Annotated in this window: 12 protein-coding genes; 8 read left to right on the top strand and 4 right to left on the bottom strand. The window is 61.9% G+C overall.

Annotated features, from left to right (window positions below; all coding sequences use genetic code 11):
* Positions 1–117 precede the first annotated feature (117 nt).
* The 3 genes from ACIQH5_RS19075 to ACIQH5_RS19065 are packed head-to-tail and all read left to right on the top strand — an operon-like array spanning position 118 to position 2474.
* On the top strand, positions 118–780 hold the full coding sequence (locus ACIQH5_RS19075) for a GntR family transcriptional regulator (protein ID WP_400406485.1): 663 nt from the start codon (positions 118–120) through the stop codon (positions 778–780).
* Positions 777–1952 carry an MFS transporter gene (locus ACIQH5_RS19070; RefSeq protein ID WP_400406483.1) on the top strand — a complete coding sequence of 392 codons (1176 nt, stop codon included), beginning with the start codon at positions 777–779 and terminating at the stop codon, positions 1950–1952. The genes ACIQH5_RS19075 and ACIQH5_RS19070 overlap by 4 nt, the downstream gene beginning before the upstream one ends.
* A 42-nt stretch (positions 1953–1994) precedes the next feature.
* Complete coding sequence (locus tag ACIQH5_RS19065; RefSeq protein WP_400406481.1) at positions 1995–2474, top strand: hypothetical protein; 480 nt, start codon at positions 1995–1997, stop codon at positions 2472–2474.
* A 224-nt stretch (positions 2475–2698) separates the two neighbouring features.
* Here ACIQH5_RS19065 and ACIQH5_RS19060 read toward each other — a convergent pair whose 3' ends face one another.
* Positions 2699–4669, bottom strand: coding sequence for an FG-GAP-like repeat-containing protein (locus tag ACIQH5_RS19060; protein ID WP_400406479.1), 1971 nt, complete (start codon positions 4667–4669; stop codon positions 2699–2701).
* Between the two features lie 268 nt (positions 4670–4937).
* The gene (locus ACIQH5_RS19055) at positions 4938–8393 is read right to left on the bottom strand and encodes an SNF2-related protein (protein WP_400406476.1); all 3456 of its coding nucleotides are present in this window, start codon (positions 8391–8393) and stop codon (positions 4938–4940) included.
* A gap of 165 nt (positions 8394–8558) precedes the next feature.
* Between ACIQH5_RS19055 and ACIQH5_RS19050 the strand changes: the two genes are divergently transcribed.
* The 4 genes from ACIQH5_RS19050 (at position 8559) to ACIQH5_RS19035 (ending at position 12133) form a co-directional block, all read left to right on the top strand.
* Entirely contained in the window at positions 8559–9407 is an 849-nt protein-coding gene (locus ACIQH5_RS19050; protein ID WP_141280696.1) for a hypothetical protein, read from the top strand.
* A gap of 105 nt (positions 9408–9512) precedes the next feature.
* Positions 9513–10307, top strand: a complete 795-nt coding sequence (locus ACIQH5_RS19045; RefSeq protein WP_400406475.1) for an ABC transporter permease — start codon at positions 9513–9515, stop codon at positions 10305–10307.
* Complete coding sequence (locus ACIQH5_RS19040) at positions 10300–11154, top strand: ABC transporter permease (protein WP_400406472.1); 855 nt, start codon at positions 10300–10302, stop codon at positions 11152–11154. Before ACIQH5_RS19045 ends, ACIQH5_RS19040 begins: the two co-directional genes overlap by 8 nt.
* Before the next feature lies 1 nt (position 11155).
* Positions 11156–12133, top strand: a complete 978-nt coding sequence (locus ACIQH5_RS19035; protein ID WP_400406468.1) for an ATP-binding cassette domain-containing protein — start codon at positions 11156–11158, stop codon at positions 12131–12133.
* 88 nt (positions 12134–12221) lie between these two features.
* Here ACIQH5_RS19035 and ACIQH5_RS19030 read toward each other — a convergent pair whose 3' ends face one another.
* On the bottom strand, positions 12222–12425 hold the full coding sequence (locus ACIQH5_RS19030) for a hypothetical protein (protein ID WP_400406465.1): 204 nt from the start codon (positions 12423–12425) through the stop codon (positions 12222–12224).
* 209 nt (positions 12426–12634) lie between these two features.
* Between ACIQH5_RS19030 and ACIQH5_RS19025 the strand changes: the two genes are divergently transcribed.
* A complete protein-coding gene (locus tag ACIQH5_RS19025) occupies positions 12635–13582 on the top strand; it encodes a hypothetical protein (RefSeq protein WP_400406462.1) in 948 nt (315 codons plus the stop codon).
* Positions 13583–13680: 98 nt separating this feature from the next.
* Here the strand turns inward: ACIQH5_RS19025 and ACIQH5_RS19020 are convergent, their stop codons facing one another.
* Positions 13681–14199, bottom strand: coding sequence for a hypothetical protein (locus ACIQH5_RS19020; protein WP_400406459.1), 519 nt, complete (start codon positions 14197–14199; stop codon positions 13681–13683).
* Between the last annotated feature and the right edge of the window lie 62 nt (positions 14200–14261).

The raw sequence follows: 14261 nt of genomic DNA, 5'->3' as shown, positions 1-14261 counted from the left end.
ACTCGAACAGGCTCGATCCGGGTCAGTCAGAAGTGGTCATAGCTGTACCGACTTTGCCTGCAATTCGAGATAGCTGTATAGATGTATACAAGTACACTTTCGCGAAAGCAGCACGGTATGGCAGAAGAACCACGCAACACGGGGGCCCACCTCGTCTACGGCGAGCTGAAGCGCCGGATACTGAGCCTCGACCTGAAACCCGGCGAGCGCATCTACGAACCCGCCATGGCCACGGCCCTGCAGGTCAGCCGCACGCCCCTCCGGGAAGCCATCCGCCGTCTCATCTCCGAGAGCCTTCTCGAACAACTGCCCACAGGCGGAGTCCTGGTTCCGGAATTGGACGAGAAAGTGATCTCCGAGCTGTACGACGTCCGCGCCGCCTTGGAATCCCTGATGGCCCGGGAGGCCTGCGCCAACGCCACCACTGCCGACCTTGAAGAACTCCGCGGAATCCTGGCCCGCAACGCTGCCATGGTGGAGTTCGCTGATGAAGCCATGAAATACGGGGTTGCCCTGCACGCAGCCATCGCCAGGATCGCAGGAAACTCCTGGGCTCAACGCTTCCACGGGCAAATCGCCAGCCAAGTGGAGCGCTACCGCTACTTCACCAACAACGCCCCCGAACGTCGCGATGAAGCGCTCGCCAACCATCGGCTTTTGGTCGAGGCCATCGCTTCCAAGGATGAGGAGAAGGCAGCCAAGGTCGCCTTCGAACATGTGATCGGCGCCAGGGACGAGACCCTGCGCGTGATCTCGGCGTCCGGCCTCGCTGTCGAATGATCGGCGAACTCGGACGGCGTTCGTCCACAGCACTCCTTGTCCACTCGACCCTCATCCAAGCTGTCACGTTCCTGGTCCGTCCAGCAACCACCTACCGCGCGCTGGAATTGGACGTCCCCGGGTTCGCACTGGGTCTTCTCGCCGCCAGCTACGCAGTGTTTCCCCTGTTGCTTGCCCTTCCCATCGGCGGACTGGTGGACCGCTTGGGTGAGCGCAGGCTCATGGCGATCGGGGCCGCCGTCGTACTGGGTTGTTCCGCTTTTCTGCTGTTCTGGGCGACGTCAGTCCCGGCTCTGGTGGCCGGGACGGCGCTTCTGGGCGCCGGGCAGTTGGCGTGTGTGGTGGGGCAGCAAGCGGTGGTGGCCAACAACGCGGCGTCGTCGAAGTTGGACTCCGCTTTCGGATACCTGACTTTTGCCGCGTCGCTGGGCCAAGCCCTCGGACCATTGGCTATTTCAGTGGTGGGCGGCGCTTCCATTCGCCCGAATACGCAGGCGATCTTCCTGCTCGCCACCGCCATGAGCCTGGTGATGTTCCTGACCACGTTCCTGATGTCCGCAAGGGCCAGCCGACGGAAACGCGCAGTGAAGGGCGAAGCCGCCAAGGGTGGTTCGCTGGCGCTGCTGAGGACCCCCGGCGTGGCCCGGGCGTTGGCCACCAGCGCCACCGTCCTGGCCGTGGTGGACCTGACCGTGGTGTACCTGCCGGCTTTAGGCGCGGAGCGGGGCTTGACCGCAGCAACCGTGGGTCTCATGCTGACCGTCCGCGCGGTGTTTTCCATGGTGTCCAGGCTGGGCCTCGGCACCGTATCCCGCAGGCTGGGGCGTATGAGGCTGTTGATCCTTAGCCTGGCCATCTCCACCGTGGCGCTAGGTGTGGCTGCTATTCCGATGCCCGAGTGGTTGCTCTTCGTGGTGATGGCGTTCCTCGGTTTGGGCCTGGGAATCGGTCAGCCGCTCACCATGTCCTGGCTCTCGGCCCAAGCCCCTGAAGGCCAACGCGGGCGTGCCCTGGCCTTGAGGTTGGCGGGAAACAGGGTGGGGCAAGTGGTCCTGCCCAGTGTAATTGGCGTAGTGGCGGTGGGCCTGGGCGCGGCGGGCGTGTTCCTGGCCTCCGCAGTCGCCGTGGGCGGAACCATGGTGCTGCTGCGGGGCGTGCGGCTGGACGACTAAACGAGCGACGGCGGCCATGAAGGGACAGATAGACTGCCCAGCATGTTGTTGGAAGCCGGTAAAAAGCGAGTGGTAGAAGAGTCCGAGTCGTCGCTGATCCGTTTCGGCGTGGGAGCAAAACAGGAAGGGCAGCGGGCCGGACAACGGCTGCTCTGGAACGGAGACAAAACCGCATTCAGTCTTTCATTCTGGTGCGGCACCTGCCCTTTGCTTTTTGAACGTACCGGTGACTCGACCGAGACGGCCTCTGTATCGGAAGCACGTCACCACCTGAATTTCGGTCTCGACACAATCGACGAGGACGTGGTTGACGCTTTTATGTCGATTCTGCCCGGCGGTTCATATGTTCCTCTGCTGCTTGAAGTGCAGCCCGAACTCGTCACCCCCGGCAAGCAGGGAGACTATTTCAGCGAAGATCAGGTAGACACGTGGGGTTTGTCACAGCGGTGGCTGTTTCCATCCTCGATATTTGCCAGCCGGCGGTCGACAACGGAACGGACTATTACGGCCACTGGGGTCTGATGCACTTCCTGCTTGATGGCCACCACAAGATGCAGGCCGCGGCGGAATCTGGTCGCCCCTTGCGGTTGCTTTCATTGCTCTCGTTTGAGGAAGGCCTCGCGGGCGAACTTGAGGTTGAACGACTTGTCGACCTTCGAGGCCGCCCTCATGCCCGTAGGGATCTTTCCGCAGCGCAATAGAACGAGCGACGGCGGCCTCCTTGCGGAAGGCCGCCGTCGACATTCCTAGAGAATCGCCGTCATCACATTCCAGCCCCATCCCACGGCGAACCGCGGCATCCAGTTACCTCGTCCGTCCCGGGGGTAGTGCCACAGGACGCCGTCGGCATCACGAACCAGGAGGTCGTCCGTGCCGTCGGGCACGAAGTTGCTGTTGAAGTCGCCGGGACCTACGACGGCGGTCATGGCGTTCCAGCCGGCACCGACCTGGACGCGGGGGAGCCAGCCGCTGGCGCCGTTGCCGGGGTAGAGCCACAACGTGCCCGCGGTGTCGGTGGCTATAACGTCGTGCTTGCCGTCTCCATTGAAGTCGCCGGGGCCTACGATCTTGTCCATGGCGTTCCAGCCGGCACCGACCTGGACGCGGGGGAGCCAGCCGCTGGCGCCGTTGCCCGGGTAAAGCCAAAGCACTCCTGCCGAGTCCTTGGCCAGAACGTCGTGCTTGCCATCGCCATTGAAGTCACCGGGACCAATGATCGAGGTCATGACGTTCCAGCCGGCACCGACCTGGACGCGCGGATACCACTCGCCGTATCCATTGCCCGGGTAAAGCCACAGGATTCCGGCGGCGTCTCGAGCCAGAACGTCCGCCTTGGCATCGCCGTTGAGATCACCCGGCGCCACAAGGGAGGTCATTGCGTTCCAGCCGGAACCGACTTGGGTTCGGGGAAGGAAGTGACCACCCGTGTCACCGGGGTAGAGCCACAGATTTCCGGCAGAGTCACGGGCGAGAGTGTCTGCTTTGCCGTCGGAATTGAAGTCGTTCTTGGCGGCGTTGACCGTGATCGTGAACCACTTGCTGAAGGCTGAAGGGCTGACGCCGTTGGACGCAGCCACCTGCACTTTGTACGTTCCGGCCTTGGTGGCGATGCCGGAAAGGATTCCGGTCTGCTTGTCCAAGGTCAGGCCAGGCGGCAAAGTACCAGCGTTGACGGAGAATTTAGGTGCTGGAGAGCCTGTGGCCTTGAAAGTGTAGCTGTACATCGACCCAACAGTTCCAACAACCGGCGGTTGGCTTGCGGTGAAGGCCGGCGGTGCGTCAACGCCGTCGATGACGGTGACTGTCCCGGTGTTTTGGTTGGGGACATACGTCCTGTTGGTTGCCTCGTTGACGGCAGCCATCTGCGGATAAGAGCCCGTCGGGACGAGGTCCATGGTCCCCGTAGCTGCTTTGAGGACGATGACGCTGCCACGCCTGTTGGCTGCGTAGATCTTGTTGGTGGTTTCGTTGACGCTCAAGCCGCTGGGACTATCAACGTCGAAGGGGTACGGAATACCTGACACCGAATTGGTAATGCCGTCTATCACGGACAGTTCGGAGCTTCCCGCGGAAACGTAGATCTTGTTCGTGGCGAGATTGACCACCAGGTCTCCGGGTGTATCCCTCATAGGGATGCTGGTTGTGGCGTTGGTGGCGCCATCGATCAGAGTGACATCGGGACCGGACATCGCCGTCTCGCCGTCGTTGCTGACATAGACCTTATTCGTCTTCGGGTTAACTGCCAGAAAGGCGGGGCGTTCTCCTACTGTTACTTTGGTGGACGTTTTCATGGAGACGTCCACGACGAAGACCGAATTTTCCTGACTAGCGATGGCATAGACGGTATTTGTTGCCGTGTTCACGGCCATGTCCTGTGCGTCTCCGCCCAAGGGGACTTTGTCAGTGGCGGTGGTGCCACCATCGATGATCAGCATGCTGTGGGTGCCGGTATCGGATGCAAAGATCTGGTTGGTCGACTCATCGATAGCAACTTCGCCGATGCTTTGACCGGTGTAGAGAATAGACACAGCATTGGTGGCTCCGTCTATGGCCACCACAGTGCCGTTGACAGACGCGTAGACCTTGTTGGTCACGGTGTTGATGGCCAGACTTGAGGGCCGCCCACTCAAGGGAATGGTTGTGGCCACATTCGTAGTGCCATCGATCACCGACACGTAAGGGCTGCCCAGATGCGCCACGTAAACCTTGTTCGTCACGGGATTAACCACAGCTGTGGACGGTCCGCTTCCCGTTGGTATATCCGTCAGGCGCACATCCGCGTGTGCCGGTGAGGCCACTCCGAAAAGCACCGCGGCCATCAGGCTCACTGCGGCCAGCACTGCAGAGACTGCCCGCAGCCGCCCCCTCGAACGATTCTCTGAAGACTCTTGTCTCGAAAACAGCAGAGTGGTCACTGCAGCTCCCCCTATTTCTGTGCCAGCGACCACATTCTTGGGCCGGGGAGAGTCTACAGCCAACCGCCACCTACTCCGCGAACAGCGCCGCCAGGTCGTCCGCCGTCAACGAGCCACCGGCCAAGGCATCGCCTTCCATCACGTCCGCGAACAGCTGTGATTTCTTGGCCTTCAACGCCATGACCTTCTCTTCGATGGTGTCCTTGGCCACCAGCCGGTAGACCATCACGTTCCTGGCCTGCCCAATACGGTGCGTGCGGTCCACGGCCTGCGCTTCGGACGCCGGGTTCCACCAGGGATCCAGCAGGAACACGTAATCTGCCTCGGTCAGGTTGAGCCCGAACCCACCGGCCTTCAGCGAAATCAGGAACACCGGAGCGGCACCGTTCTTGAATTCACTGACAACGTCGCCGCGGTTTCGGGTGCTGCCATCGAGATAGCAGTATTCCACACCTTCGGCATCCAAACGCTCGCGAACCTTGCCCAGGAACCCGGTGAACTGGCTGAAAATCAGTGCCCGGTGTCCCTCGGAAATGAGGTCCTCCAGTTGTTCGAACAGCACGTCCAGCTTGGAAGACCGCACTCCGGAAAGTGACGAATCCACCAACGACGCGTCCAGGCTCAGCTGCCGTAGCAACGTCAGCGACTGGAAGATGGTGAACCGGTTCTTGTTCACATCATCGATCAAGCCCAGGATCTTCTGCCGTTCGCGCTGCAGGTGCGTCTGGTAAACCTTTTGGTGCCTTGGGTTCAGCACCACTTCAAGGATCTGCTCCTGCTTGGGCGGCAGGTCCTTGATGACTTGCTCTTTGGTGCGTCGCATCATGAGCGGTCGCACACGACGCCGGAGCTTGCCCAGCTGGGCGGAATCGCCGTTCTTTTCCACCGGCTTTTGGTAGTTTTCCGCGAACCGTTTGGGGCTTGGGAACAGTCCCGGCGCCACAATGGAGGTCAGCGCCCAGAACTCCATGAGGTTGTTCTCCAGAGGCGTGCCCGTGATCGCCAGCTTGAACCGCGCCGGCAGCTTGCGAGCGCACTGGTAGGCCTTGGACTGGTGATTCTTAACAAATTGCGCCTCATCCAGCATCAGACCAGCCCATTGGAAGGACGCGTAGGCATCGTAGTCAATGCGGAACAGGGCATAGGAGGTAATAACGACGTCGGCGCCCGCCAACGCTTCGGCAGGGGACAGGCCGCTCTTGGCGAACGTTTCACCGACGGTCCGCACCACCAGTCCCGGGGCAAAACGCTGCGCTTCAGCCGCCCAGTTGCTCACCACGCTTGTGGGGGCCACTACAAGGAAAGGTGCTCGCGGGGTCACCTCGGAAGAATCACCCTGGGCAGCAGCAGCCGTTTCCGCAGCCAAGTCCTTCGCCGCGCAGATCAGCGCGATGGCCTGCACGGTTTTACCCAGGCCCATGTCGTCCGCCAGCACGCCGCCGAGGCTGTGCTTGTACAGGAAGCTGAGCCAGTTGAAACCTTCAAGCTGATACGGACGAAGATCGGCGTTAAGTCCCGCCGGGAGGGGAAGTCCGGTCACGCCGTCGTCGAGCAGTCCACCAACAGCCTCGCGCCACGCGGCGGCCTGTTCGTCCACGATCCCCAGCTGGGCGAGCTCGTCCCAGAGGCCTGCCTGGAAGCGGCTGATCTGCAGGGTGCCGTCCTTGTTGTCCGGGTTGTCCTGCAAGGACCGGGCTTCGTCAATCAGCGCCCGGAGTTGGTGTAACTCGGGAAGATCCAGTGAGAAGTAGGCGCCGCTGGGCAGCAGCATGCGGCTCATTCCGGCGGCGAGCGCGGAGAACACGGCGGCGAAGGAAACAGGTTCGCCTTCGAGGGTGATCACGATGCCGAGGTCGAACCAGTCGCCGCTTGCCGTTTCCTTCGTGGAGATGGACACCTGGGGCGCTTCGGCGGCCTCACGGTAGTCGGCGATGTCGCCGGAGGTTTCCACCACGACGTCGGGCAGGTCCTTGAGTGCTGGCAGCACCTCTTCGGTGAACGCCAGTGTGTCCAGGCCACTGAGCTCAGCGGAGGCAGCTATTCGGGGCGCACCCCAGCCGCCCGTTGCCGATTCGGCGAGCGCGGGCACCACGTCCCACGGCCTCCCCAGCGACTCCAGGATCCGGGCCTCTTCAAGGTCATCGCGGTAACCGCGATCGTCCGGGTGCCGCCACAACGGCTGGGCGGTGACAAGGGTGCCCGATTTGTAGTGCCATTCCCAGTGCAGCCGGACCTTGTGGTCCGTGCCGTAGTTTGCCAGCAGGGACAAGGTGGGCACAGCCAGCGTGGGCAGCTCCACCGATTCATCCGCAGCCTGCACGGGCGTGGATTGCCGCAGCTTCGGGTAGAACGAGGTCAGGAACCGGCTTTCGTCCTCGGCCGGGATCTGAAGTGTGTCGCCGTCCATGACGAACTCCAGCAACTCATCACTGATGCCCCCTTCCATAGGGGCGAGGGTGATGAGGTTCTTCTGTTGGGGTACGCCCGGCAGGGTTTCTCCGGAGTGCGTGAAGAAGATTCCGTTGGCCGGCTTGCCCAGGAAACCCACGGATCCGGGATCCACGGCTTCCCCACCCAGGGTGACTGACGGCGCGAGCTGCAGGCCGCCGTCGGGCGCTTCATGCTTTGCGGTGTCCGGATCGGTGGCCAGGCGCGCCAAACTGAGTCCGACGACGGCGGCTTGCGTCTCGACGCGGACAGGCTCGCTACCAGCGGAATGAATGAGCGGGATGCCGGCTTTGGTGGCCTCGGCGAGGAGGGTCCAGAGGTTTTTGGCCGCGAAATCGTTCAGGCTCAGCCACATGGCGCCGGAGGGTTGCTGCCGGCCGTTGCTTGAACCGTGGGCAGCCAGGAAAGTCTGAAGCCATTCGACGTGGACCTCGTTGAATTCACGCCGGAAGCTGACATAGCTGAGGTTGTTCCAGGAGACGTCGCCGCGGATCCATTTACCCTTGGCACCCATCATGACCGGGCGCGCTTTGAGCTGGCGGACACTGCGCATGGGATCGCGTCGGCCTGTGTAGGAGAAGTGGGCCGCCGGCTCCTCAATCTCGAACTGAAGCGCCAACTGGATGCCCGCCGCGCTGGGCGCTGTGCCGGGCTTGGTGATCAGCCTGTTGAGGGCTTGTTCCCAAGCAGGACGTGCCGACCCGCCCTGCTGGCCCGAGCCAACCCGTGAGGTTTGAATGCCGGGGGCCTGGGAGAGGAGCTGGGCGCGGATAGTGGGGTGGTCCTCCGCCGTGAAGAGCAATGCGGCCACATGCTTGCAGTCCTTACGGACCGGGCAGCTGCAAATACCCACAGTGCAGCTCCAGCCGCTGGGCTTGCGAACCAGTTTTGCCGACGTCGAATACGGCTGCGGACCGGTGCCGCGAACCTTGCCCATCAGGAGGCCCGTGGCCGCGTCGAAAGAAATCCCGTTCACGCGGCTGCCCATGGCATAAGCCAGTCCGGCCGCGAGCGAGCGGTCCGTGATGGCAGGAGTCTGTATGGCCAGTTCCCAGTTTTCGTCTGTGTGGGACGGCATGCGCAGGGCTACTTTCGGCAGGAGGATATCTGTTCAATCTTAGTCAGCAGAAAACGGCTCCCAAACTTCGCCCTCCGTTAACCTCATCCTCGATTGCTGCGCCGCTCCCGCGCGTACGTTGAAAGGGTCCGGAGCACCATCAGCTTTCAGCAGTGAGGATTTCCCATGACTACCAACGAGTACGCCGTTGTCCTGAACAAGACCAGCTTCGAAGCCGGCAACGCGGATGTGGTGGATTCCAATGTCAACGTGGTGAACCACATGTACCAAGAGCTCCTCAACAGCGACGAAATCGCCACCGCAGCGCTCAACAGCTACTTCGTGGATTTCTACCTCACCCAGGCACTGTCTGGCGGCTTTGCCCAGTACGTCTTCACCGCGCCGGAGCGTGAAGAAGTTGATGCTTTTGTGCGGGCAGGGCTTGAGGGAATGGGCGCCGTCCGCCACCTTGACCTGTTTAACCGCACCGCAGCTGCCTTTGATACGTTGAGCGGCGACGAAGCCGAGGCCTACCTCGACGGCGAACTGGACGAGTCCGAAACTCCGCCAGCTTCCGTGGTCGCCCTGGACGAGCTCGACGGCGAGTTTGAAGCGCTGCTGGAAGAAGAGGACATCATCGAACTCAGCGCCGCATACCTGCGCGATCAGTCCGCCCTGCTGGTTCTCTCCGACGAAGAAATCGAAGAGCACATCGCCCAGCGCGTCGCCCAAATCCCTGACCTGGCCGAGCGTCAGGCCGAAGCCGACGAAGAAGCCCTCGCCAACGCTCCCGAGTTCGAGGTCATCATCCGCGAACTCTGCGATGTTGCCGGCTACGCCCTCGAAAAGATCACCATGGGCGACCCCAACTACGAGCACGACGGCGTCAAGACCCTCGCCTGGCACTTCTCCACCGACCACGGGGACTACCTCATGATCGAGGACGACGACGAGGCCTTCATGATCCACCCGGAGACCAAGGAAATCATCGCGGCCGTCGAGTTCGAAGAGTCCGAGGAATTCGCCGACGCGTAAGCCTTCACCGCCGAGATCGCCGGAACGCTGCAGGATCGCCGGATAACTCCAGCGATCTCGACGCGTTCCGGCGAATTAGTCGAAGCCCGTGAGTAGACTCGTCCGGTGCGTGCGTATTGGGAACTGGCCAAGTCATCATTCCGCCGCCATTCCACGTACCGTACTGCCGCCGTCGCCGGTGCTTTTACCAACTCGGTCTTCGGACTCATCCGGGCGTCGCTGCTGCTAAGCGCCATTACGACGGCGGGTGGCGCCATCGGGGGATACTCGGCCATGGAGGCGGCCACTTATGTGTGGCTGGGACAGGCGCTACTGGCACCTTTGGGGCTCTTCGGGACCGCTGAGCTGGCCAATCGCGTGAAGTCGGGGGACATCGCGGTCGATCTTTCCCGGTCCGTGAACCTGACGGCGTCCTATTGGGCGCAAGACCTGGGCCGTGCCGCTTTCGACGTCCTTCCCCGTGGCCTACCGCCACTCATTGTCGGTGCCTTGGTGACGGGCCTGTCGATGCCGGGTAGTCCTGGACCGTACTTGCTGGGATTCGTGTCGATCCTCGCTGCCGTTTCCCTGAACTTTTTGGGCTTCTTCGCCATCAACCTGTTGTCCTTCTGGGTGCTCGAAATCCGGGGCTTCTGGATGCTGTACATGGTGGTGATGAACCTGTTGTCCGGGTTCCTGGTCCCGGTGACGTGGTTCCCGGGGTGGCTGCTCGATTTCGCTCGGGCCACACCGTTTCCGTCGATGCTTCAAACCCCGGTGGACATTCTTGCGGGCAGGACCGACGGCGGCGAGAGCCTGGCGATGGTTGGCGTTCAACTTCTGTGGCTGGCCGTGCTGCTGGTCATTGTGCAGGTGATGGTTCGCTTCGGTTCGCGGCGGTTGGTGGTGCAAGGTGGCTAGCCCCCGTGCAATCCGTTCTGGTGCAGGCCGCGATCCCCACGCCCCCGTCACCAACCTGGTGCTCCTCAAGCTGTTGGTCTCGGCAAGATTGCGCTCGCAACTCGCCTACCGGGGCAGCTTCCTCTCCGACGTCGCGGGGCAGATCCTCTTGGGACTCACGGAGTTTGTTGAGCTCTACGCGATTGTCCACAACGTCTCCTCGTTCGGCGGGATGACCTTTGCGCAGACCCTTCTGGTATTCGGGCTCGCATCCGTAGCGTTCGCGCTGGGTGACTTGCTCCTGGGGGAGACCGACTCCATGTCCGAGACCATCAGGTCCGGGAAGCTGGAGGTGCTCCTGGTGAGGCCCCTTCCCGTGCTTCTCCAATTGGCTACCTCGGACTTTCAACTGAGACGCGTGGGCCGATTGATCTTCGCGCTGGCGGCCTTGGCCGCGGCCTTAGGGTTCGCAGACATCGCGTGGGATCCAGCCAAAGTACTACTCGCCCTGATCACGCCGCTGGCTGGCGCGGCCATCTTCTGTGCTCTCTTCCTCGGCGCTGGAGCAATGCAATTCTGGATTCTCGATGGCAGGCAGTTCGCCAATGCGTTCACCTACGGGGGACGGTATGTTGCCTCCATGCCCGGAGCGGCATTGTTTTTCCCGATCCAGATCTTCTTCACGTTCGTCATCCCCGCAACGCTCGTGGCGTACGCACCCAGCCTGGTCATTCTCGGACTCGACGGACCGGCCGGAATCCCTGCATGGACGGGCTGGCTGGGACTGCCGGCCGCCGTCGTCCTCAGCGGACTCATGCTGCTCCTCTGGCGGGCAGCCATCAAAAAGTACACCGGCGCAGGAGGCTGATATGCCCATCATTGAAGTGGAAGAACTGAGCCGGGAGTTCCAGGTCATGGAGCCCGCGGGAAGGTTCCGCCGACGCAAAAAGACCGTTCATGCAGTCCGGGGGATCGATTTCGTCGTGGAACCGGGGGAGGCCGTCGGCTACATCGGAGCCAACGGTGCCGGCAAATCCACCACCATCAAGATGCTGACCGGTGTCCTGGTGCCAAGCTCGGGACGCGTGAGCGTTTGCGGGTTCAACCCTGTGCCGCAGCGTAAAGCGCTGGCCCGGAAGATCGGCGTCGTGTTCGGGCAGCGCTCCCAGCTGTGGTGGGACCTGCCCCTGCAGGACTCGTACCCCATCCTGGGTGCCATGCACCGCATGCCTGAAGCCGATTGGAAGCCACGGTTCCAGGAACTCGCCGAGCAGATGGATTTGGGGGAGTTCCTCACCACGCCCGTCCGGCAGCTCTCGCTGGGACAGCGTATGCGCGGCGAGGTGGCCGCTGCCCTGTTGCACCGGCCGGAACTTATCATCCTCGACGAACCGACCATCGGCCTGGACATGATCAGCAAGGAGAAACTGCGGCAGTTCCTGGATGCGGAGCGCCGGGAGAACGGCACCACGCTGCTGCTCACCACCCACGACATGAGCGACATCCAGCGTTTGTGCCAGCGCGTCCTGGTAGTCGACGACGGCGCCATCGCCTACGACGGCCCGCTCACCGGTTTGGCTGACGTCGCCGGAGCCGTGCGCACCATGGTGGTTGACCTCGCCGCCCCGGTGCACTCGGCTGATCTGTTGTCACTGCCTGACGGCGCCGTGCATCAGGGCATCGAGGCGGACGGAATCCGGCACAGCGTTTCCTTCGATCCCCGCAAACTCTCCGCGGCCACTGTCCTTGCCGCCATCTCCAGCTCGGCTGAGGTCGCTGACTTGTCCTTGCACGAGCCGGACATCGAGCATCTGGTGCGGCAGCTGTATGGGAGTGCGCGGCTCTAGGGGCCTGTGCCTTCGTTGCCCAGATCGCCGGAACCCTGCAGGATCGCCGGATAGCTCCAGCGATCTCGACGCGTTCCAGCGATCTCGGCTAGGCCGTTTTGGCGCGGCGGAGCTTCACGAAGCCCCAAATGATGGATACTTGCCAACCGGCAAGAAGGCCGATCCAAATCCAGTCCAAACCCCGGCTCGTCGCATTGATGACCATGGCCGTCAGTCCCAGAGCCCACGCAACCTCTTGGAGGGCAAGGAATCCCAGGTTCGGCGGATTCTTCGTGTTTTTCTGTTCTGCCATGTTCTCTCCCCACTGAGTAGCCTGCAAGTATAGCGGACCCGCTCACCGGCCAGTCTTGAGGCATGGACCTTCGAATTCGCCCCAAAGCTGTGGCGGCGTGCGCAAAACTCCGGCGAATTCGCCACATTCCCTGGTTCTCGGCACTGCACTGTCCACATAGCGGGGCATCCCCCTTCAGCGAAGTGAAGTGTTGTCTCCATGCTGAATCGATGGATCCAACATCAACTCACCCTCCCGCCATGACTGTCTCCGATCTACCCATGAGCGGGTACCTGTGGAGAACCGACGAGTTACTCCGGTTCGGTCTCAACAGTCGGGGAATCAAGAAACTAGTGGACTCCGATGTGCTTTATCGCTTGAGACATGGCTGCTACGTCAGGAGTGACAAATGGAGCGCCTTGGGTCCTCACAGGCGGGCTATGGAACGGATTATGGCGCATGCTCATGGGACCCTGACGTCGTCGACAGGAGGTTTGGTCTATAGCCATTTGTCCGCGGCACGACTCCATGGTCTCTTCCTTTGGGGTGTTGATGACAAAGTTCATGTCCTTCACACCGCCAGGCCTTCGTCCGACCGTTCGGGCAAGGATGTTCGTGGGCACACGGAAACCTTTACGGAAGCCGATGTGGTGGTGGTTCGGGGACTGCGGGCCACCACGCTTGAGCGCACTATGTTCGACTGCGTCAGGATGCTTAGCTATCCCAAGGCGCTCGTGATCATGGACCACGGATTGCGATTGGGTGCCAACATCAGCGCCCTTACTGACATGGCAGCAGTCTCCGCCGGAAAACGAGGTGTCCGCACGTTGCGAAAAGCCTTGGACAATGCGGATCCACGGTCCGAGTCTGCCGGTGAGACGCTGACCCGTGAGCTGTTGCAGAGGCTGCGTATCAAACCCCCACAGCCACAATTTGAGGTCCAGTCCAAGCTGGGTCGTCATCGCATGGACTTCGCCTGGAAGGAGGAGAAGCTGGCCTTGGAGTTCGACGGGCGCACCAAATACTTCGATTACAAACCCACGGACGAGGTCATTTTTCAGGAACGGCGTCGCGAGAAGGCTCTCATGGAGGAAGGCTGGCGGTTCATTCGGGTCGAGTGGAAGGACCTATTCAACGAACGCGCTTTCAAGGAACGTATCCTGCGGGCATTCAGGTGATGGGCCCGACCGCGAGTTCGCGGGAAACCTGCGTGGCCGCAGGGAAACTTACGGCGACCTGGCAGGCTTCCCGCGACCTCGGCGGGCACTCGGCGAAGCTACTTGATCATTTCTCCGGTGGGGCTGACGAGATACCAGACGCCGCCCACGCCCTGGCCGGTGACGTCGCCAGGCGCCTTGTCCTTGGCGTAGTAGTACAGGGGCATGCCGTTGAGCGTCACGTGCTTCTTGCCGTCCGGCGAAGCGATGGTTCCCACCGTTCCGGTGACACCATCAACAGTGGGGGCCTCCGACGTCGTGGTGAAAATTGGCCATGCTGTCAGGCAGGCTTCCGTGCACGCGCTGGTTCCCGAGTCCTTGACGTCCTTGGTGAAGAAGTAGAGGCTCATGCCTTCGCTGTCCACCACGATCTGACCTGTACTGGAGGACGCAACCATCATGTCGGCGCCGGAAGCGGCTGTGGTGCTGGTGGCTGATGCGCTGGAGGCAGGTGCCGCAGAGGAGACAGCGGCGGGAGGAGGAGTGGACGTAGTGGTGGTTCCCGGGCTGCCCCCGCACCCTGCCAGAGCGGCGGTCAGGATCAACGCACCGAGTCCAAAACTGAGTGGTTTCTTCATGTCTAGCTCCTTTGACGAGCCGGCCGGGATGGACCGGCGCTAACCCCTACGACGCCGTCGGG

It is taken from the genome of Paenarthrobacter sp. NPDC091711 (assembly GCF_044756605.1).
Classification (GTDB): domain Bacteria; phylum Actinomycetota; class Actinomycetes; order Actinomycetales; family Micrococcaceae; genus Arthrobacter.
The sequence above is the reverse complement of the archived record's forward strand: the minus strand, read 5'-3'. Positions and strand labels throughout refer to the sequence as shown.